Source organism: Shewanella decolorationis (assembly GCF_004354305.1).
GTDB lineage: Bacteria > Pseudomonadota > Gammaproteobacteria > Enterobacterales > Shewanellaceae > Shewanella > Shewanella decolorationis.
This window is the reverse complement of record NZ_CP037898.1, coordinates 2,092,412-2,112,689: the sequence shown is the minus strand read 5'-3', so window position 1 is coordinate 2,112,689 and position 20,278 is coordinate 2,092,412. Positions and strand designations below refer to the sequence as shown.

At 45.7% G+C, this 20,278-nt stretch carries 20 protein-coding genes and 1 pseudogene; 9 read left to right on the top strand and 12 right to left on the bottom strand.

The window, feature by feature from the left end; all coding sequences use genetic code 11:
- Positions 1–164 precede the first annotated feature (164 nt).
- Positions 165–965: a type 2 periplasmic-binding domain-containing protein gene (locus EYR25_RS09660; protein ID WP_133179653.1), complete on the top strand. Its 801-nt coding sequence runs from the start codon at positions 165–167 to the stop codon at positions 963–965.
- A gap of 22 nt (positions 966–987) precedes the next feature.
- On the opposite strand, the gene EYR25_RS09655 is transcribed toward EYR25_RS09660, so the two are convergent.
- Both EYR25_RS09655 and EYR25_RS09650 read right to left on the bottom strand, forming a co-directional pair.
- Positions 988–1,938: an HAAS signaling domain-containing protein gene (locus EYR25_RS09655; protein WP_023268669.1), complete on the bottom strand. Its 951-nt coding sequence runs from the start codon at positions 1,936–1,938 to the stop codon at positions 988–990.
- Position 1,939: 1 nt separating this feature from the next.
- Positions 1,940–2,296, bottom strand: a complete 357-nt coding sequence (locus EYR25_RS09650) for a PadR family transcriptional regulator (RefSeq protein WP_039978743.1) — start codon at positions 2,294–2,296, stop codon at positions 1,940–1,942.
- Positions 2,297–2,600: 304 nt separating this feature from the next.
- On the opposite strand from EYR25_RS09650, the gene EYR25_RS09645 reads away from it, so the two are divergent.
- The 4 genes and pseudogenes from EYR25_RS09645 to EYR25_RS09630 all read left to right on the top strand — a co-directional run bounded on the left by EYR25_RS09645 (position 2,601) and on the right by EYR25_RS09630 (position 5,886).
- Positions 2,601–3,194 (top strand): excalibur calcium-binding domain-containing protein, encoded by a 594-nt coding sequence (locus EYR25_RS09645; protein ID WP_133179651.1) that lies wholly within the window; start codon positions 2,601–2,603, stop codon positions 3,192–3,194.
- 218 nt (positions 3,195–3,412) lie between these two features.
- Positions 3,413–3,760, top strand: a complete 348-nt coding sequence (locus EYR25_RS09640; RefSeq protein WP_023268672.1) for a thioredoxin family protein — start codon at positions 3,413–3,415, stop codon at positions 3,758–3,760.
- 186 nt (positions 3,761–3,946) lie between these two features.
- Positions 3,947–4,924 (top strand): annotated as a pseudogene (locus EYR25_RS09635) (transposase).
- A 299-nt stretch (positions 4,925–5,223) separates the two neighbouring features.
- On the top strand, positions 5,224–5,886 hold the full coding sequence (locus EYR25_RS09630) for a hypothetical protein (protein WP_037429972.1): 663 nt from the start codon (positions 5,224–5,226) through the stop codon (positions 5,884–5,886).
- Between the two features lie 447 nt (positions 5,887–6,333).
- Here EYR25_RS09630 and EYR25_RS09625 read toward each other — a convergent pair whose 3' ends face one another.
- The 4 genes from EYR25_RS09625 to katG all read right to left on the bottom strand — a co-directional run bounded on the left by EYR25_RS09625 (position 6,334) and on the right by katG (position 11,212).
- Entirely contained in the window at positions 6,334–6,831 is a 498-nt protein-coding gene (locus tag EYR25_RS09625) for a NifB/NifX family molybdenum-iron cluster-binding protein (protein WP_133179649.1), read from the bottom strand.
- Entirely contained in the window at positions 6,828–7,124 is a 297-nt protein-coding gene (locus tag EYR25_RS09620; protein ID WP_133179647.1) for a DUF134 domain-containing protein, read from the bottom strand. The genes EYR25_RS09625 and EYR25_RS09620 overlap by 4 nt, the downstream gene beginning before the upstream one ends.
- 175 nt (positions 7,125–7,299) lie before the next feature.
- A complete protein-coding gene (locus EYR25_RS09615; RefSeq protein WP_133179645.1) occupies positions 7,300–8,793 on the bottom strand; it encodes an ATP-binding cassette domain-containing protein in 1,494 nt (497 codons plus the stop codon).
- 196 nt (positions 8,794–8,989) lie between these two features.
- Positions 8,990–11,212 (bottom strand): catalase/peroxidase HPI, encoded by a 2,223-nt coding sequence (gene katG / locus EYR25_RS09610; RefSeq protein WP_133179642.1) that lies wholly within the window; start codon positions 11,210–11,212, stop codon positions 8,990–8,992.
- Positions 11,213–11,605: 393 nt separating this feature from the next.
- Here katG and EYR25_RS09605 point away from each other — a divergent pair, with 393 nt between their 5' ends.
- Both EYR25_RS09605 and EYR25_RS09600 read left to right on the top strand, forming a co-directional pair.
- Positions 11,606–11,857 (top strand): DUF2999 family protein, encoded by a 252-nt coding sequence (locus EYR25_RS09605; RefSeq protein WP_007650566.1) that lies wholly within the window; start codon positions 11,606–11,608, stop codon positions 11,855–11,857.
- A 186-nt stretch (positions 11,858–12,043) separates the two neighbouring features.
- On the top strand, positions 12,044–12,547 hold the full coding sequence (locus EYR25_RS09600) for a hypothetical protein (RefSeq protein ID WP_133179640.1): 504 nt from the start codon (positions 12,044–12,046) through the stop codon (positions 12,545–12,547).
- 67 nt (positions 12,548–12,614) lie between these two features.
- Here the strand turns inward: EYR25_RS09600 and EYR25_RS09595 are convergent, their stop codons facing one another.
- Positions 12,615–13,001 carry a carboxymuconolactone decarboxylase family protein gene (locus tag EYR25_RS09595; RefSeq protein ID WP_023267738.1) on the bottom strand — a complete coding sequence of 129 codons (387 nt, stop codon included), beginning with the start codon at positions 12,999–13,001 and terminating at the stop codon, positions 12,615–12,617.
- A 194-nt stretch (positions 13,002–13,195) separates the two neighbouring features.
- Between EYR25_RS09595 and EYR25_RS09590 the strand changes: the two genes are divergently transcribed.
- On the top strand, positions 13,196–15,439 hold the full coding sequence (locus EYR25_RS09590) for a TonB-dependent hemoglobin/transferrin/lactoferrin family receptor (protein WP_133179637.1): 2,244 nt from the start codon (positions 13,196–13,198) through the stop codon (positions 15,437–15,439).
- Between the two features lie 142 nt (positions 15,440–15,581).
- Here the strand turns inward: EYR25_RS09590 and EYR25_RS09585 are convergent, their stop codons facing one another.
- The 5 genes from EYR25_RS09585 to EYR25_RS09565 all read right to left on the bottom strand — a co-directional run bounded on the left by EYR25_RS09585 (position 15,582) and on the right by EYR25_RS09565 (position 18,442).
- A complete protein-coding gene (locus EYR25_RS09585; RefSeq protein ID WP_243729950.1) occupies positions 15,582–16,085 on the bottom strand; it encodes a hypothetical protein in 504 nt (167 codons plus the stop codon).
- Positions 16,086–16,148: 63 nt separating this feature from the next.
- On the bottom strand, positions 16,149–16,532 hold the full coding sequence (locus tag EYR25_RS09580; RefSeq protein ID WP_133179635.1) for a c-type cytochrome: 384 nt from the start codon (positions 16,530–16,532) through the stop codon (positions 16,149–16,151).
- Complete coding sequence (locus EYR25_RS09575) at positions 16,529–16,912, bottom strand: cytochrome C (protein WP_133179633.1); 384 nt, start codon at positions 16,910–16,912, stop codon at positions 16,529–16,531. The genes EYR25_RS09580 and EYR25_RS09575 overlap by 4 nt, the downstream gene beginning before the upstream one ends.
- Positions 16,912–18,138 carry a sulfite oxidase gene (locus EYR25_RS09570; RefSeq protein WP_133179631.1) on the bottom strand — a complete coding sequence of 409 codons (1,227 nt, stop codon included), beginning with the start codon at positions 18,136–18,138 and terminating at the stop codon, positions 16,912–16,914. The genes EYR25_RS09575 and EYR25_RS09570 overlap by 1 nt, the downstream gene beginning before the upstream one ends.
- Before the next feature lies 1 nt (position 18,139).
- A complete protein-coding gene (locus EYR25_RS09565) occupies positions 18,140–18,442 on the bottom strand; it encodes a c-type cytochrome (RefSeq protein ID WP_133179628.1) in 303 nt (100 codons plus the stop codon).
- A gap of 950 nt (positions 18,443–19,392) precedes the next feature.
- Between EYR25_RS09565 and EYR25_RS09560 the strand changes: the two genes are divergently transcribed.
- Positions 19,393–20,199 carry an NYN domain-containing protein gene (locus EYR25_RS09560; RefSeq protein ID WP_133179626.1) on the top strand — a complete coding sequence of 269 codons (807 nt, stop codon included), beginning with the start codon at positions 19,393–19,395 and terminating at the stop codon, positions 20,197–20,199.
- The last annotated feature ends 79 nt before the right edge of the window (positions 20,200–20,278 follow it).

The window sequence follows — 20,278 nt, the reverse complement described above, 5'->3', positions numbered from 1 at the left end:
GCTCACTATGCGTACGACAGAGCGCCTTGATTGTGCAAAACTCTGCGCATCAGTCAGAAAAATTTTTATTTCCAAAAAATTATCTATAGCATTGATTTAGCTTGTTAAATTTAGATTTTTCGACACTAGGGCGTGTTATATATTCCATATTAAAGGGAGTGAGTATGCCGTTTAGGAACCTTGCGGGTATATCCAATATATTAATTGGAATCGTCTTTTGCTTAAGCGCCCAAGCGAGTGAAACCACACCTTCGCCAACAGCGGCGACTGTAACGGATAAGCCCATATTTACTATGGCGTTTTATGAGGATCCTGAACATAGCTTTTACTTTAAATGGGCCGAACTCATTTACAGCCATGCCTTAGACCAACTGGGTTATCAATTTAGTTATGAACTCGTACCCGCAATTCGAGCCAGCAAAATGCTGGAGTCGGGTAAAGTCGATGGCGAACCCGGTAGAGTGTTCAACTATGGCGATAAAGTACAACATGTGATTAGGGTTGAAGAACCCATTATCGAAACACATTTAATCGCCTTTAGTAATAATCCCAATATCAAGCTTACTGATTGGCAATCACTAACCGCAGCAAACTATAAGGTTGAATATTACCGAGGCATATTGCGAGTAGAACAAATCCTTACAGCACTTATCCCAGAAGCACGGCTTAGTGAATCATCTTCACCCATTAACTCATTTCGAAAATTACTTCATGGCCGGATTGATATCTACATCGATTCAGAAATAAGTTCGCAACTCCTTCAGCAAACTCCTGAGTTTAAAGATGGCCTGATAAAACCGATAGCGACCTTGGAGGCAGTCACAAGCTATGGTTATTTAAACGAGCGCCATAGCCAACTGGCTATAAACCTTGCTGCACAACTCAAAAAAATGAAGCAGCAGGGTTTATTTGAACTTTACAAGCAACAAGCGCAAGCCAGTATTAGCAGTAAGCAAAACAAATAATCACACGCCACGATTTAAGCCTCTAGCTTGCGATTAACTTACGCCACCTCAACAGATCACGAATACATTCGTAGCTAGGGAATAATGCGGTAACCAACAGGGCATGACTTAACCATTTATCTAACTGTTGCACTGTAAAAAGACCATTTAAGTCAGATCCTTGAACCTGTAACAATGGCGAGTTAAAGGCCAGAAAAACAAGAAATAACGCATAGGCTAGATTAATCCCCATATTCGTTAGCAATAATGTTTCCGTCCACACCTGACGGCGCAGTTGCCAAAAACTATTCAAAATAGACAGCAAAATAATGGGGCTAAACCATTGCAGCAATTGCTGCACATTAACACTGAAGATAACTGAACGTGCCGCTAGTTGCTCGGCACTCATCCAGACACTACTCCAAATTACCATGAGTAAAAAAAGATAAGTCGCTAGATCAGAAAATACGTCACTAAAGCGGATATGCTGCCAAGAAGGCGCCACTTTGGGCAGTTGTTGCGGTTGCCAGTCTTTACTACAGCCAGCGGAAATTGATTTTCCCTGAATTGAAAAACTCCAAAATGACAACACAATTACCGTAAATGCAAAGCAAGCATCACCGATAAAACCATGGACAATATGCAGCAAAAATCCCAATAAACTCCCTTCACTCGCCCCAAGCCATTGGGTCGCACCGCCAATCACCTGCAATACAAATAAGACGCCCAGTACCATATACAAGGTGTACTTAAACAAAGAGATATCTTCATTAGCCACTATGGGGCTTGGTGGCACAAATTGCCAGGCGACCTGTGCAGGATGTCCCATTTGCTTTAACACTGCGGCGATTTGTGATTCCGACAGCTCCCCCTGTTCAGCAAGCGCATCCAATTGATCACAGATATTGGCTTTGAGTTCACGACTAATTTCCTGACGTTTATCTTCGGGCAATTCCCGTTGCACAGCGGCAATATAACGGTCAACTAATTCCATATCAGTTTTCCTCGGTATTCTCATCGGTAACCTGCCCTAGCAAAAATGCCAAGGCACCATTAAGTTGCTGCCATTCTTCGGTCAGTTGGCTAAGTAACTCAGCCCCCGATGATGACAATTGATAGTAACGGCGTTCGCGCCCTTCAGCCTGTCGCCACTCACTGTCTAACAATCCCTGTTCGGCTAAACGGCGCACTAGGGGATAAAGCGTCCCCTCATCAATATCGATACCGCCGTCCTGCAACTGTTTGCGGAGCGAATAGCCATAATGGGGTTGTTTTAATAATCCCAGTACCGCCAACACTAATACGCCACGGCGTAACTCGAGCCGCATTTTGACTAGCTGTGAACTTGTCATGATCAATTCCTATGATTAACACTGTGCCACACATACTATGTGGCACACAGCAAATACTATGCGACACACAGTAATACGGCAAGTTTTTAGCGCAAAATTTAGTCAAAACGGTTTGGAGACTTATTTTTCAAATCAAATAAACCACAAGGTACTAAAGCCATCGCCCGCATAAAGCAAAGTGCATCAATCACGGGACAACTAAGATACAAATTGCCAAAAAGCTTTAACTTGAGTAACTTAGCTGGCAGCCTTTTATGCAAGTAAATCCAATTAGGCGCAGAATCAACTTATAAGGGAATAATCAATGCTCATGGAGAGAGGGATATTAGTTCGCTGGAACGATGAAAAGGGCTTTGGCTTTATTCAGCCAGATCAAAGCGGTGCTCGTGATGTGTTTATCCATATCTCAGTGCTTAAGAAGATGGCGCGAAAACCGAAAGTCGGCGATAGCATTTTATACCAAACTGAAGTCCAAAATGACGGCAAAATTAAAGCTGTAATCGCTTCAATAGAGGGCGTTGCGGTACAGGCAGCAACCCCCACATCAGCAGCCGCAAGCCGAACGCCGCAGGTCAATCGAGGCAATAAAAGCACCAACAACACTCAGTCATCATTCAACCGTTTGATTTCACTTTTATTACTTGTTGCACTCGCAGGATTTGGCTATAAGGAATTTCAACAACGGCAAGAAACTATTGTTGAGGAAAAACCAGCCGCTTATTCCGAAGTACAATCTCCAAGAACAGTCGAACCTCAATTTCACTGTGAAGCAGGTAAAACCCATTGCAGCCATATGCGCTCCTGTGCCGAAGCGACCTTTTACATTCATAATTGTCCCAACACGCAAATGGATGGTGATGGCGATGGTATCCCCTGCGAGCGCCAATGGTGTAGCTAATCCATGTTGTAACGAGGTAAAACAAAAATGATAAATACGCTTGCGCACTGGGTAGGTCATCTTCGCGGAAAACAGATAACAGGGTTAATCGTATTAGGCGTAATAATACTGACGGTGAGCCTATTTTTTATAGGAACATTCCTCGGCAGCAGTGCCGTAAAATGGGGATTAATTCCGTGATATTCTGTCTGTAAAAGCCCCAATAGATAGGATTACCCATGCCTAATGCCATTATCCACAGCATTGAAACGCCCGAGCAACTCGATGCCATACTAAAGCAATATCCAGCGGTATTACTCTTATTTGGAGCACCAAGTTGTGGGGTGTGTCAGGCGCTTAAACCGCAAATCGCCACTTTGCTAGCCAAGGATTTCCCGAGGATGCAGCTCGCCTATATCGATTGTGAGGCGCAAGTCGAGCTTGCCGCGAGATACCAGGTTTTTAGTCTGCCCGTTGTAGAAACAATATTTTATGGCAAAAGCTTTGCGCGCTTTTCGAAGGTGTTTTCCCTTGGCGATCTCAAAGGAGCGATTGCCCGCCCCTATGAATTACTGAATGCAGAATAACTGTCACCAAGTAATAAAGAATCCTACTGAAAAGCCAGCGATCACATCTGTGTACAGCCTTTTCTAAAAGGTCAAAACATTGGATAAAACATGGACACCCTGGATAAAACATGGACACCCAACCTTAATAGCGAGGTAGCTAACCTCCGACTATGCTTTGGTTAAGCATTAAACATGGAGGTTTGTATGCCGCGCCCTCGCAGAACCCAGATAAGCCTTGAAGACACACCCTATTACCATTGCTGTAGCCGCGTGGTGCGGCGAGCATTTTTATGTGGTGATGATAGTTACTCGGGTAAAAACTATGACCATCGCCGTGGTTGGGTAGAATCGCTACTGTTTGAACTTGAAGCAGTTTTTGCTATTGATGTGGCAGCGTTTGCGGTGATGTCCAATCATCTGCATGTGGTGCTGCGAGTCGACATCGAGACGGTCAATCGTTGGACAGACCGCGAAGTGCTTGAGCAGTGGCATAAGTTGTTTAAAGGCGATGAATTAACGCATAAATTCGTGAAAGGTGAGTTAGTTGAAGCCTATGAGGTGAGCAGATTAAAGCACTCAATCGCTCTTTATCGCAGTCGATTATGCGATATCTCATGGTTTATGCGCTGCCTCAACGAACCGATTGCAAGACAAGCAAATCAAGAGGATAACTGTACAGGTCGTTTCTGGGAGGGGCGATTCAAATCGCAAACCCTACTCGATGAAGCTGCGATATTAGCCTGTATGACTTACGTTGATTTAAATCCGATTCGAGCGCAACTTGCTGATACACCAGAACAATCCGACCATACCAGTATTCAACTGCGTATTCGGGCCGCATTAAAAGGTGAGCAGCCAAGCAATCTCCTGCCGTTTATTGGTAACGAGTGCGACGACCAACCCAATGGCATTGCGTTTTCATTAAAAGATTACCTTCAGTTGGTGGATGATACCGGCCGAATTATTCGCAATGATAAACGTGGATACATCAGTGAAAGTAGTACCAAGATACTGAACAGATTAAATATTCCCCATGACAATTGACTCAAGCTGACAACCGAATTTGGCAAGTTATTTCATGGTCCCGTGGGCACATTGCAAGAACTGACTCATTACTGCGAACACTTAGAAAAGCGACGACGGCACTTTGTCGCAAGCTGCCAGCACTTTTACAGTAACTGACAACGGCTTATATCCCTTCGACAGCAATCATTACCTAAAACTTCCCAAGCACTATGGGATGACTTACCTCGTCTGAAATACACTATTTTTGAAGGAATTAGCTCAATTTATTACCTCAGATGCTATCCCTGTGACTTTTGATGGTTCTTTTTTGAACAATATTAACTTTTACAAGTTGTAGGTAAACGGAAAGTGCATTATGTTGTTGATTCAAAATGGGTGGCTCGATTTATTTTATTTATTGGGAACAGCGCAGCGCATAAATACTAAGACGTTATACCTAAAGTAGATTTTCGAGAATGGAAGAATTATTCAAAATAATTTCAGAGAAACCTGAATATGCTGCGTGGGCATTTGGGGTAGTAAATGCACTCTGGTTAGCTTTTCTATATTTTAATAAGAAGCGTCACGAACGAGAGCTTATTGCAGTTAAGCAATCGTTTGATCTTGATCTAGAACGGAGAAAAAAAGTCTTCGAAATGAAGGCGGCGCAATATGAATCATATTTCAGACACATTGATGCCATACACAATAGGCACCAAACTGATTATCAAAATGTATTCCTCCCGATAATGAATCAGTTTATGTCATCGTATTTGCATGCTTGTGATCGTAACGATGAAGCTGAGGCAACAACAGCAACTATTAGATTTTCTGAGGAAATATCAAAAATAACTCGAGACGGATTCCTAGAGCTTCGAGTTATTGAGTCCGAGACTAATAGCCTTCGTTTAACGGCAAGTGACGAAGTGGCAGTGTTGCTTGACGAAATCAAGGAGTTATACGATCAGCTTTTTTCGATATCTGGAAAGATGATGTCAGATTTGGTCAAAATAACGATAGAGAATAACCAAGACTTGGCGGCGGAGAATCAAGCTGAGCTTATGAGAGTTGGTGAGCTAGCCAAAAGCAAGGCGAAAGAACTGCGAGAACAAATGCGTAATGATCTTAAGCAAATATAGGTATAACAATCACTTGTAGGCCTACAGCTGGTGCTTTTTACGTACATATAGCAAATGGATAGTTAAAATTGGCATTGGGTCTACAGTGACCGTTGGAGACATGGCAGCTCATTCACATCCATGTGATCGCTGCATTAGTACATTCTGTACCGCAGATGTCGCCGTCGAGCCTATAGGGATACTTCATGTTAAATAAAGAGGCGGCGTGTCACTGTGGAAACAATGGCAATAAACTTCCTGAGTAGATAAAAGGCTATTTAGGTTTTGTCCCGAAGTGAGCTACAACGGGTATGATACTTTAATACTCGGTTGTAGCTCGAGTCAGACTGAGTAGTAGCAATTAGTATGAATCTTTATTTTGGGTCATGTTTAATCTAAAACGGTACTCGCATGGGTAATTGATTGTTTAGTATCAAACTTTATTCCTCTCCTACAATAACGCCATGACTATTTTGATAATCTAAAACCACTATATGCGATGGGTTTTGCTAAGGTTAAGCTTGGCTGCGCTTGAGTCATGCTCAACAAGGTTTGGGTTGCCTTACCGCCGCAGCCACAACTTCCTTTAGCACCACAGCATCCGCCCTTAGCTAAATGTTTAAGGGATGCGCGCCCCTGTGATGCTTGGGTTAAACGCAAATTCACCTCTTTACTCTGGGCGAGCAGCGTGGCAATCGATAATTGATTATCCCCTCGGCTCACACTGATCCCTGCATCGAGCAGCTTACCAAGCATACGCTCACCAATATGTTGCACCACCACAATGCTGGTGTGTTGGGCACGAATGGCGTCTAACAAGGCTTTTTTATCTTGGCAATTGCCACCAAGGGCGGGGTTCGGGATAGAAAGTAAAAGCTCATGATTTTCATCGTAAAAATGGACTTGCTGCGCCTTTGTAAAATGGCTGGCAAGCCGTCCACGGCTAATCGGTAGGGCGATAATCATATTGGGTCCTTATCATTTGGAGTCGGTAATTTCAGTACTAACCCTTGAGTAATGGCAGTCGCCACTTTTTGGCGAGCACTGGCGAGCAGATAACCAAAAGTTTGCCGCGAGATCCCCATTTGCGCGGCAGCCTCAAGCTGACTTAGGCGCTGCACATCACCAAGCTCCAAGGCTTCAAACTCGTCGGCAGCTAAAAGGATCTGGGATAAGTTGGCCGCTGGTATGCCATTAGGTTTAAACAGGCTACAGGGCACACAACTCGATAAGTGGCGGCACTTTTTGGGTCTTGGCATCTATGATTGCACCTCAGGGGCAAATGTTAGAAAGCAATCGAGCATTGATGCTCCCTTTGAATAGTTTTTGGCGTACGCCAAAAACTATTATGGTCATTTACCACTTTTAAACCGAGGCTGTTATCACAGTTTTACTCACCATGATGATAAGGTTAGGTTCGATAGCTAAGTCGAGTTACACATCGGCCCCCTCACTAATCTCGACCGAATAACCTTCTTCCTGTTTGATAAAATCGACAAAGTTTTTAATGGCTGGCAAGGCATCTTCCCTATGATGGGAGACATACAGCAATTGGCTAAGATGGTGCTCGGCAATCATATTCAGCGCCCGCATCACCAAAATGCGATTGATAAAGTCGAGCCCTTGGTAGGGTTCATCCAAAATCAACAATAACGGCTGTTTAATCAAGGCCCTGCCTATAAGCAATAGTCGCTGCTGGCCGTAATCCAGTTGCTTAAAGCCCGTGCTGGCAAACTCACTCATATGTAAAATTGCCAGCCATTCCTTCGCCAAATCGACCTGAGGTTTAGTGGGTTTATGGTACAGGCCGATAGAATCGTAAAAACCCGATAACAAGACATCGAGCGCCGAGCAACTCACTCGGTATTGCAAATGCAAGGCCGATGACACTATTCCAATCCGTTGTTTAATCTGCCAAATACTCTCACCACTGCCTCGTGGACGCCCAAAGAGGGTGATATCGTTACTGTAGCATTGGGGATGATCGCCCAAAATCAGCCCGAGTAAGGTACTCTTACCGCAACCATTTGGCCCCCGCACTTGCCAGTGTTGGCCCGCACTAATCCGCCAATTCACATCTTTAAAAATCAAGCCGCTAACATATTCCACCTTGCCATTTTTAATCTCAACTAAGGGATCAAAGGCTTCGGCATTGTGGAGTTGGCGTTCCATTAACGCCAATAACTCGGCACTGCGGCTGGCGGAAAGTGCATTTAAGTGTGCCATCACAGGATGACTATGCCATTGCTCAATCGACATAGGTGCGCTGAGCTTATGCACATGCTGGCCAGATTTAAGCATCTCACTATTAAACAGTGCCACGTGGCTAATGCACGGCGGTAATTCTTCTTGGCGGGAGGTGATGATAAGCAACTGAGTATATTCGGCAATTTCAACTAACAACTGTGATAGGCTGAGTTGATGCTCGCTATCTAACCCTGCGTAGGGGTCATCTAAAATCAATAACTCAGGTTCAGTTGCCAGTGCCCTCGCTAACATCACCCGCCGGGTTTCACCAGTCGATAACTGTCTAAATCCTCTTTGCGCTAAGTGTTCGAGTTCCACTTTTTGTAAAAAGGCGCTCAAACGCTCAGTATGCAGACAAGACTCCAGCACTAAGGATTCAACCGTTGAACCATAGTCGAGTTCATCCTTTGCTAGCTCACGTTCAAGTAATGCCTGCTGTAAACCGAGAGATACCCAACCAATTCGCGACGGTAATCCAGATATCTCGCCTTTATCAGGCTGTGTATCCCCCGCTAATATTCGCCCAAGGAGTGAGCCGCTATAGCTGTCGGTCGCAAAAATAGCCCAATGTTGCATCGGCATTAACTGCCAATCTTCAACGACTAGCAGCTCATTGCCACGGCCGTAGCGCAACCCTTTTACAACAAGCGTTTTATCCCCGTACGTAGCACTATTCCCCATCCCACTTCCTTAGGTATTCAACCCGATTAACATTGACTCGACTGAATGTACTTAAAATTTATCATGATATTGATACTACTGAGTAAATAAGCAGAATGGAATGCCAGCCAGCAATCGCTCAAACACTGATTACCCACAAAAATAACAAGCCCACCCGACGAAAACGCGCGGATGGGCTTGAGGTTAACTGCTCACTTTAGATATCGAAGCGATCGGCGTTCATGACTTTATTCCATGCTTTCACAAAGTCTTGCACGAATCTGTCTTGGCCATCCTGTGCACCATAGACTTCTGACACGGCGCGCAGTTCAGAGTGAGAGCCGAAGATCAAATCTACAGGGGTTGCTGTCCACTTAAGCTTACCGCTCTTACGGTCTTGCCCCTCGTAAATGCCCTCTTGTTTGGCTGACTTGCTCCACTTAGTTGACATATCGAGTAAGTTAACGAAGAAGTCATTGCTCAGCACACCTGGCTTATCGGTAAATACACCGTGTTTAACGCCAGCACTATTGGCATCCAGCGCACGCAAACCACCCACCAGCACCGTCATTTCGGGCACGGTCAGATTAAGCATATTGGCGCGCTCAATCAGCATCTCAGCAGGAGAAAGACTGTTGTCTTTTGAGTAATAGTTACGGAAACCATCGGCCGTAGGTTCAAGCACCGCAAAAGAGTTCACATCGGTTTGCGCCTGTGTGGCGTCCATACGACCTGGGGTAAATGGCACCGAAATCTTCACTCCCGCCTCTTTCGCGGCTTTCTCAACCGCGACGCTACCACCAAGCACAATCACATCCGCTAAGGAGACTTTTTTGCCACCCTTGAGCGAACCGTTAAAGTCTTTTTGGACTTTCTCAAGCTTAGCCAACACCTTAGCTAATTCTTTTGGATTGTTGGCCTGCCAGTTCATCATAGGCTCTAAACGAATGCGCGCGCCATTTGCCCCGCCACGCATATCGGTGCCACGGAAGCTACTGGCAGATGCCCATGCGGTTCTCACCAATTCTGGCACCGTTAACCCTGAAGCTAATATCTTATTGCCTAAGGCTTTAATATCGGCGTTATCGATAAGCGGATGATCAAGCGCAGGAATAGGATCTTGCCAAATCAGCGTTTCTGCTGGCACATCGGCGCCTAAATATCTCGCTTTTGGTCCCATATCGCGGTGAGTTAACTTAAACCACGCCTTAGCGAACGCTAGTTCAAACTCCTTGGGATTTTTCAGGAAACGCGTGGTGATCTCGCGATAAATAGGATCTTCCTTCAACGCGATATCGCTGGTGAACATAATCGGCGCATGGCGCTTATCCGGTAAGTGAGCATCAGGTACCAGATTTGCCGCCTTATCATCGGCTGGCGTCCATTGGATATGGCCCGCTGGACTCTTAGTTTGTACCCAGTCAAAGGTATACAGCCAAGTTAAATATTCCATGGTCCATTTGGTTGGGTTAGATGACCAAGCCCCTTCCAGACCACTGGTAACAGTGTCTTCAGAGTGCCCTTTACCACATTTGTTTTTCCAACCGAGACCTTGCTCTTCAATCCCTGCTGCGGCCGGATCGGCCCCCACGCATTTTGCGGGATCGTGCGCGCCATGCGCCTTACCAAAGGTGTGACCGCCGGCGATTAATGCAACGGTTTCTTCGTCATTCATCGCCATACGGCCAAAGGTATCGCGGATTTCTTTTGCCGAGGCTAAGGGATCGGGCACTCCGTTCGGGCCTTCTGGGTTAACGTAAATTAAGCCCATTTGGGTCGCGCCCATAGGTTTAGCCAATTCGCCCTTTTCGTTGCGTCTTTTACTATCGAGCCACGCTTTTTCTGAGCCCCAATTGACCATTTCGGCTTCCCAGTCGTCTTCACGACCACCCGCAAAACCAAAGGTTTTAAAGCCCATCGACTCTAATGCCACGTTACCCGTTAGCACCATCAAGTCGCCCCAAGACAGCTTGCTGCCGTATTTTTGCTTGATAGGCCATAACAGGCGGCGCGCCTTATCTAAACTCACGTTATCTGGCCAGCTATTTAAGGGTTCAAAGCGTTGTTGGCCCCCCGCAGCACCACCGCGGCCATCAAAAATCCGGTATACGCCCGCGCTATGCCACGCCATACGAATAAAGAAAGGTCCATAGTGACCATAATCAGCGGGCCACCAGTCTTGAGACTCGGTCATCAAGGCTTTGATATCTTTTTTTACCGCATCGAGATCTAAGGTTTTAAAGGCTTCGGCATAGTGATAATCACTGCCGTAGGGATTGGATTCTATCGCATTTTGACGTAATGGACTGAGATTTAATTTTTCAGGCCACCAAAATTGATTACCTGTGACTTGCTCTTGCGCAGTGGCCGTTCCCGCCCCCAATGCGAGAGACATAGCCAAAGTTAACGCCGATAGCGTAGGAAGGGTGTTTATTTTCATGATAGTTACCTAGTTTCGTCCTGTTCGGCCCATTGATTTGTATTAACAATGGGCCATCCGCTTGCTGTTTAACGGCATACAGCAATCCTTATCGTTGTGTTACTCCAAGGCAAAATTGTCATATGCCATTAACACAACCGAGATTGCAGTCTAATAACAGGCTTCTAACTATTTGAAACGATTAATATCGATGATTGGAATCGCGAAAATAGATTAACGATGGTTAATTTATGAAAGCATTAAGAAAGTTGCCGCTTACCGAAATTCATACTGTATTACCCCTAGTACTAAACTTATAGGTAATGACTATGGTATAAAATTGTTCATCCAACAGGTTTAGCTATCTGTGCTAGCATAGCAGCCGTTTTCCGTTAACCTTGATAAGGTATTGCAATGAATCCGATTATTGCCATCTTAAAAGAACACAATGTCACAGATGCAAAAATTAACGAGCTTTTTCAAGCACTAACCGATAATCCCCTGATGGCGATGGGCATTATTGGTCAGCTCGGCATTCCACCAGAAAAACTGCAACAACTGATGGCACTGGTAATGCAAAATCCCGCCCTGATTAAAGAAGCGGTACTCGAGCTGGGCTTAGATTTTGCTAAGGTTGAAGCCGCTAAAGCGCAGCTACAAAAGTAATTTATCCCAGCCAATCGGTTTATAAAGGCAAAGTAGCGTTGGCTTTGCCTTTTTATTCAAATTGTTATCTCTCCCCTTTGACACTGCTACACAAAGATATAAAAACCTTATCGCCCCTCGCGGACAATATTTGCTAGAGTGTGGTAACACACCATCAATAGCTCAAAGTGATTGAAAGGAATCAAGATGCGCCAATCTATTCGTCTATTTGTACTACTGTTGCCCGTACTGTTGTTGGGTTGTCAAAAGCAAACTCAAGCGCAACATGCGCAGGGTATGGACAAACCCGCCACGCAAAGCCCCTCACAAACAAGCACGGCTCAAGCAAGTACAGCAGAGGTTAATCCGGTCGATATAGATAAGCGCGAGGATAAGCGACTTCAGGCGACTGACGACAAAGTTGTTAACAAGCTAAGTATTTCACCTAAAGGAGAAGGTATGATGCTGCAAGGCACTGTAAGATATCTCAATTTAGAAGGGGGTTTTTGGGGAATTATTGCCGATAACGGCCAAAAAATATTGCCTAAAAATCTACCGCAGGAATACCGCAAAGATGGTATTCGCTTAACTTTCAGCGCCCAGGAAATCACCGGCATGATGACTATTCAGCAGTGGGGCAAACTATCAAACTTGAGTGATATAACTGTCATCGGCCAAGTTGAAAGCCAATCGGCCGATCCGCGGCTATAACCGCGGCATCAAGGTCTTAGGATCAGACTCAGATCACTAGGGCGTGATATCCAAGTTTGTCAGCAACTTAAGCCTGCTCAGCTTGCCATTCTTCAATCACTTCCTTTGCCGCTCTAAAGGCTTCAATGCCCGATGGCATACCGCAATAAACGGTTGAATGTAAGAGTACTTCTTGTATTTCTGCAACTGTGCAACCATTACGCAAAGCTCCCCGAACATGGCCTTTTAACTCAGTAGGTGCTTTTAGTGCCGCTAAAGTTGCGATTGTGATTAAACTGCGGGTTTGCAGCGGTAATCCTTCACGGGACCACACTTCACCCCAACAATTGGCAGTCACTAACGCCTGTAATGGCTGGGTAAAATCCGTTGCGCTGCTAAGGGCCTTATCGACAAAACTGTCCCCCATCACAGCGCGTCGCACCTTAAGCCCTTTTTCATATTGCTCTTCGTTCATCTGACAATCCTTTTACTCTACACTCTGACAAGGTTAACTGGCTCAATAGATAATTCCCTTTAAAAACATCATTCGCAGGCTTTGCATCGATCACATTATGGCAATTAAAACCTGATCTCAAGGTAAATTCCATATAAGCTATCGCGCATATTCAAGGTAAGAACAATTCTCATTTCAAAGCATAAAGGTGATTGATGAAACCGTTGCCGCTCAGTCTGTGCGCCCTTGCCGTCGCAAGTGCATTGCCCGTTTGGGCAGAAGAACAAGCTAAACCACTTATTCAAGAAGTGATTGTGGTATCAGGCTCCCGTATGGAACAAAACATTGAGCAGGTGGCTGGATCTATTTTGGTGATAGATGAACAAGCCATTGAGCGCAATATGAGCAATGATTTTGGTAGCCTGTTCCGTAACGAATCGGCTGTCGATATCAAGGGCGGCGCGGGCAAACCGACCTCAGTGACCATTCGCGGCATCGGCGGCAACCGAGTCATGATGGTAAAAGACGGCGTGCGGGTAAATAACCAGTATGCTTCGCCATTAGGCCCAGGTGCTGAAGGCACTGGCCGTGGTTTAACCGAAGTACAAAGTCTTAAGCAAATTGAAGTAGTTAAAGCCGCAGCATCCACTATGTACGGCTCCGATGCCCTTGGTGGCGTAGTAGTGATGCGCACAAAAGATGCCAGCGACTACCTGCGGGGCGAAGATTATTATGTGTCGCTCAATGCGGGCTATTCAGGCATCAATAACGAGTACTCCGGCGGTTTTACCAGCGCCGCGGCCTATAGCGATTTTGAGAATTTGCTCACCTACCAGCACCGCAAAGGCGAAGAGTTACCTAACTACTTTGATACTCAGCCTGAAAGCGATCTCGTGCAAGACAGCCTGCTATTCAAGAGCAAATACCGCTTTAATGAGCACACCACAGTGCAGCTCACCCTCGACTATCTAGAGCAAACGCTAGAACGCTGGGAAGATAAGCTCAATCGTGCCCAAGTACCGCAGGAGCGGATTGATACCGATCGCGATACCCAAGTGATCAACGGCGCCCTGCAACTGCGCTCCGATAAAGCCACTTACTTACACGATGATTTGACCGTTACCGCCTATTTTGGCCAAACGGAGCAACTCGAACACCGCGATTATTTTGATTTGCGTACCACAGCGCGCCCACTTACCGAATATCGCGACTATGAATTTAAAGATCAGCGACTGGGCCTAACCAGCACCTTCAGCAAATACCTAGGCGCAGAGGGATACGGCCATCAGATCACCTACGGTATGGACTATGAATGGTCCCAAATGATGCGTCATCGCAACAACAATATCGCCAGCAGCGGCGGTGATTGGCAAACCGAAACTCCCTTTACCTTTGCCGATACCGATAGCAACCGTTTAGGGCTATTTTTGCAGGACGATATCACCCTGTTAAATGGTGATTTAAACCTGATTGGCGGCCTACGTTATGACTATTTCCGTAACAGCCCCGACCAACAACAAGCGATGGAAGCAGGTAAAGATCCCGCCGACTTTGCGGTAATGAGCGACACCTTTTGGTCGCCTAAACTAGGCCTCGTTTATAAACTTACCGACAAAGTGAGTGCCTACGCCCAATATGCCTATGGCTATAAAATGCCTACGCCCGATCAAAAATGGGGTGAGTTAGAAGTCGATGGTGGCTCGATGACCGATGTGATCATTCAAGCCAACTATGACTTAAAGTCTGAGCAATCCCACACCTGGGAACTGGGTATCCGTGGCAATCATGCAGATACTCAATATGAACTCACCACCTTCTACACCCAAGCGGTCGACTTTATTGACTGGCAATATGTCAGCTTTAAACCGCCAGTGTTTGGTCCGGTGATGCAGCCCATGGAGTTCAAATACCAGTACTTCAACCGCGATCAAGTGACACTCTACGGCGCTGAAGCCCAAGCCAACCATTGGCTGACAGATTCTATCGAGCTATGGGGCAATATCTCCTATACCCATGGAACCGATGAAAACGGTCAATACCTTAACAGCGTTAGCCCGCTAAAAGGCAACCTAGGGGTGAATTGGTATAGCGATATTGGAGGAATGGAAACCGACATTGGCGCAGTGGTCCGCTGGGCCGATAAGATGGATCGCACCCACGATATCAACCTGACCATTGATGATATTTGCGTAATGGGCCAATGTATTCCTAAAGAAAGCTTTAATGAAGTCTATAACACCGCCGGTTACGCCGTGTTTGACTTAACCATGGGCCTGCACGTTACCGACAATCTGCATCTGCGTGCTGGGGTGTATAACCTGCTTGATAAGGAATATGTTGACTACGCCGATGTAGCTGGCCAATCCGTGTTCTTACTCAATAGCACCATGAACTTACAAAAGGATGATTTCACCCAACCTGGGCGTTATTTCAACCTGAGTGTGAATTATCATTTTTAATTCAAGCTGTTGTACTTGCTAAGCAATTCCCCGGTGTTTACCGGGGAATGTTTAGCAATCTCTCTGAGCCATACACTCCATCAAAATCGCGGCTTCATCCCCTGATTTGTAATCAAGCGCTCGCCAACAACAATGACTCATTTTATCGCGTATGAAGGATTGCGGTGTTATCGAGCTGGCCATTGGCATCAACCCGCACCAGTACTGAATGGTCTTTGGATAATTTCACAAACTTTATCTGTTCTGCTTCAGGCTGTTGCCAGTTAAGGATAAAGAGCGAAGCGTTTTCATCCTGCTCAAAGCCGCGCTCGGTATTCAACTCCCCAAATGTTGCCAAGCCATCAACGGTCATTCGATATTGGTTGCCTTGACCAATAATTTCCAGCGTAACTGGCTTAGTATCGATGACGCCACGGTATACAACACCATCAAATTTATCGTAGGCGGTATTATCCGCGTTATGCTCGCACTGAACAGAGTGTTGTTCAGAGCCGCTGACAGGCTGACAGTGATTAGCTTCGCTCACCTCTGGCGCTTGCTGGGCATATCCCCATGCTGGCAGTAACACCAGAACGCCAATAAGAGATGCTATTTTTCTGCGATTTATCAATGCCATTACCATCAACGCCACTCCAATCAAAGCCATTACTATCAACGCTATTCCCAGCAATGTAGTCGCTATAAGCCGATGACCATGATGCTAACCACTTCACTTACTCTTGTCAGCAAGCAAACGGCTAGCCGCACTAATTTGCACTGAGGTTGCACTGAGGTTGGGGATATCTTGCTGACTATAAAACAGCGCCACATCCTGTAATTGCTCAGCCGTTAATGCACTGACCTGTGATTGCATTAACGGTTCGAGGCGTAAGCCCGCTTTGAAATCGACTAACTGCTTATTAAGGTAAGCCGGTTTTTGCCCCCTTAAATTGGGGAATTGCTTAGCCATGGCGATCATCGCCAGCCCATGGCATGACTCACATTGAGCCGTGGCCAGTGCTTTACCCCGCTCGATATCGGCTTGATAACCTTCGGCATAAACCGCTGTGGATAAGCAGCACAGGACAAGCAAACTGACAATAAACGTTTTCATTGAGATCCCTTAGCGGCAGGTTTAGCTGGCGGTGGTAACTGGCTTGCGTCAAGGGGCAAACGCCTAAAGAGGGTCATATCCATTTCAGCTTGACCATAATAGGTACTGAGGTAGCTCAACGTCGGCTCCCATGTATCCGACAAATCCCATAAGCCTTGGGTATCCACCATCCACTGCAAGGTTTCTTTCCAAAAGGCTTTATCACCGCGATTCTGAGTAACAATCATACTGGTGTGGCAGGCATTGCATTGATAATTCACCAATTCCCAACCGGGTGCCATAATAAGGCCCGACTGAGGGTCCACGGGATACTCGGCGGCAAACGACGCCCCAGTGAATAGCAGCCCACACATTATCAGCTTATTGACATGCGCTCTCATCACACCACCCTAACGGCAATACGGTGGCAACCATTAAACATATATCCCTTAGGGTTCCATTGTGGCTGTACAACGGGTTGGCTATCACCTTGACTATCAGTCGCTTTTGCCCAGATTTCGTAATAGCCCTGTGTTGGTAGTTGTAATTCGATGTTCCATTGCTGCCATGCGGTGGCATTTTTCGGTTTTTGCAGCTCAGCGACAAACCAACGGGTGCCATAATCGTAACTCACTTCCACCTTCACCACTTCGCGCACGCCCGCCCACGCATGGCCCGCAACCGTCAGTTTTTGTCCTTGAGCGAGTTCAGTGCCGGATTGCGGTTGAGTGATCAAAGACTTCACGATCATTTCTTCAATAATTCGATAGTCTTTTTCAGCAACCGTCTCGCCGGGTGCAATGGGATATTTTGGCACTTGATACGCTGGCGCTTCCATTTTATGCCCGTCGTGGACTTTATTACGCACACTGATCCCCGTTGCCGCTTTTTGCGAAACCGAGCCCGGCCGGCCACCAAATACGATACGTAGGGGATAACCATGCAGGTAAGGAATATCCTCACCATTCATCGACCATGCGATTAGCCCAAGCTCTTCGAGCGCCGCCTTGATAGGAACACCGCGGGAAATAGCCTCACCTTTTCCGCTCAAATGCAAATCAGCCCCGTGGTGGCCGGTGTAAACCGCATCGGCTTTAACACCACAATCCTTAAGCACATCGCTCACCAACACCCCTGTCCACTCTGAACAAAATACCGCCGAGTTATTCCACTGATTGCCCTTAGTGCTCGGGAAAAAGCCAGCGCGACTATTGCCGCCACATTCAATCAATAACTGTAAGGTGTAATGTTTAAAGCGGCGCTTTAACTCATCAATGGTGTAGGTTTTAGGGGTGATAACCGACTCGCCATCCACTTTAAAAGTCCAGGTTTTAGCATCCAGCGTCTTAAAATCAGGCACTATGCCATTCCAGCGGATAAATGAAACATCGGCAGGCGTCACCGAAGGCGCGAGCATATGCTCTGGCGGATAGGCATTCAGCGGGTTAGTGTTTAATACTTTGAAATAGCTCGGTAAGTCCTCAGCCTTAGTCCAGGTTAATGCCGAAATATCCAAAGCACTAACCCCAGCAGGAAGCTTATCGGCAAATACCCACTTAACCGGCAGCGCGGATAACACCGACGTCGCTACCGCACCTTTTATAAAAACTCGACGATTAAGATCCATGTTATTTATCCTTTCCGAGGTAAAAGTATTCCGCCATCTGCTGCATATCCGCCTCACTCAACAACTGAGCGACTTTAGTCATAGTGGGGTCTTGGCGCGTGCCAGCCTTAAAGGCTCGAAGCTGCTTCAACAGATAATCCGAGTTTTGCCATCCAATATTCGGAATATGTTCAAAACGACTCATGCCAGACTTGCCATGGCAGGCCTTGCACATATTCAATAATTTATTGCTCTCATCGGCGTGGGTTACCGCCGGTAACATAAGCATCAGCACACCCGCCGAATAAATCACTCGCAGCAACATCCGTTATTCTCTTCAGTTAGTGTTCATCACGACGACTGTCATTGAACGTAGCCATTCAGATAACATTAAGTTACATCAACGCTTATCGAGGTTTACATTCAATACAATTGAGTCAAAAGCTCAAAAGAAGTGACTTGTATTAGCAAGTAGTAAAATGGCAAGCCATTGATTAGAAATGGGAGATGTTTTTGGCCTTATGGCCAAAGGGAGTTAACATCGTGGGGCTTCAACCCCTGATTTTTTAATCAAGAGTCGACTAAGGAGGGCTGCTCGTCGTATCAAAAACGTCCATATTAAACTACCAGCTCGATATCCCTATCTCGCACTCAAAACGGCCGTTGGCCTTCGCCCTTGGATGCTCCAAGACGCCCCAACGGAGTAAGCATTCTTATGCTATCGCGTCAGACACTCGTGAACTTCTGTCACTTTGGTGTTGTCTGCGATTTACTGAAAAACAAATGAATGTTCCATTTTGGGCTAATGCAAACTAGCAGAGTAATTCCTTCTATTTCTTTAGAAAATTAACAATGGGGGCTCGTTTAAAATCCAAGAGATAACTTTTACTTGGCAACGCAGCACTATTGCTGCTGTTCATCATATGCTGTACGCTAAGTTAAATTTTGATTAATAAACAATGCTTAAGCTGTTACTTAATCAATGCCTATTTAGTGTTAACGATAAATTAGTTAATTAAAATGGCGATAAAATGAGTCAGGGAAGATCCGCTCGACAAAGCGAACAAGGCAAGGACAAGCATTCTACACCTCTCCTTAAAGATGCTCCCCCTCAGTACCAATTGTGATTCAGTTTAAGGTTTCACCAACCACAAGCTGATAGCTTTATGATTGTTTTTATTAAAAATTTATCATCTATGTGCTGTCTGGTAGCAAGTGCCATGGGCGGTAGCGTGCTTATGAACGAGTAAAACAACTACATTCGTTGGAACCCACATGCAGAATAAAGAAAAAATAGCGGTGTTTATTGATGCCGATAATGCGCCAGCCAGAAAGTTCGATGTGGTACTCGCTGAGCTTGCAAAACACGGATTAATCAGTATTCGAAAGGCCTATGGGAATTGGAAAAGCCCGAACCTAAAGCCATGGGAAGAAATTCTCCATGAATATGCCATTCAGCCTATTCAACAATTCGATTTAACCAAAGGTAAAAATGCCAGCGATATCGCTTTAGTGATTGATGTTATGGATATTCTTTACACAAAGGATATAGACATTATTTGCTTAATCTCGTCGGATTGCGACTTTACTCCCCTTGTGACCAGAGCCTTAGCCGACGGTAAAACCGTTTTTGGTTTCGGTGAACGTAAAGCACCAGCCGCTTTCGTGAATAGCTGCTCTCGCTTCCTCTACCTCGATGCTGAACCTGTAGTCGTCGCAGAAGAAATTGAGGTGATATCAGAAGCCACTCAGCCTCCACCAACGACACCTGACTCAGTCAGTAAAACCGAGCAAGTTCAGCCCAAAATCGCCACACCACAAAAATGTAATTTAAAAAGTGACACCAAACTGCTCAATATGTTGCGACAGGCCATAGAAGCAACCGAAGAGGAAGAAGGCTGGGCACAACTTGGTCACATTGGCTCGCATATATCAAATCACAGCTCATTCGATCAGCGAAACTACGGATTTAAAAAACTCAGCGATCTCTTTGCCGCAATCGATCTCTTCGAAATGCGTAAAACCCACGGCTCAGTGCTATGGGTAAGAGATATCAAACGAGCAAAGAAGAATGGAAAATAAGACAGGCTAAGTTATAGATTACAAAGACACAATCATAAATTTACAATTGCTAATCTGCATAACAAAAAATTAAATTTAT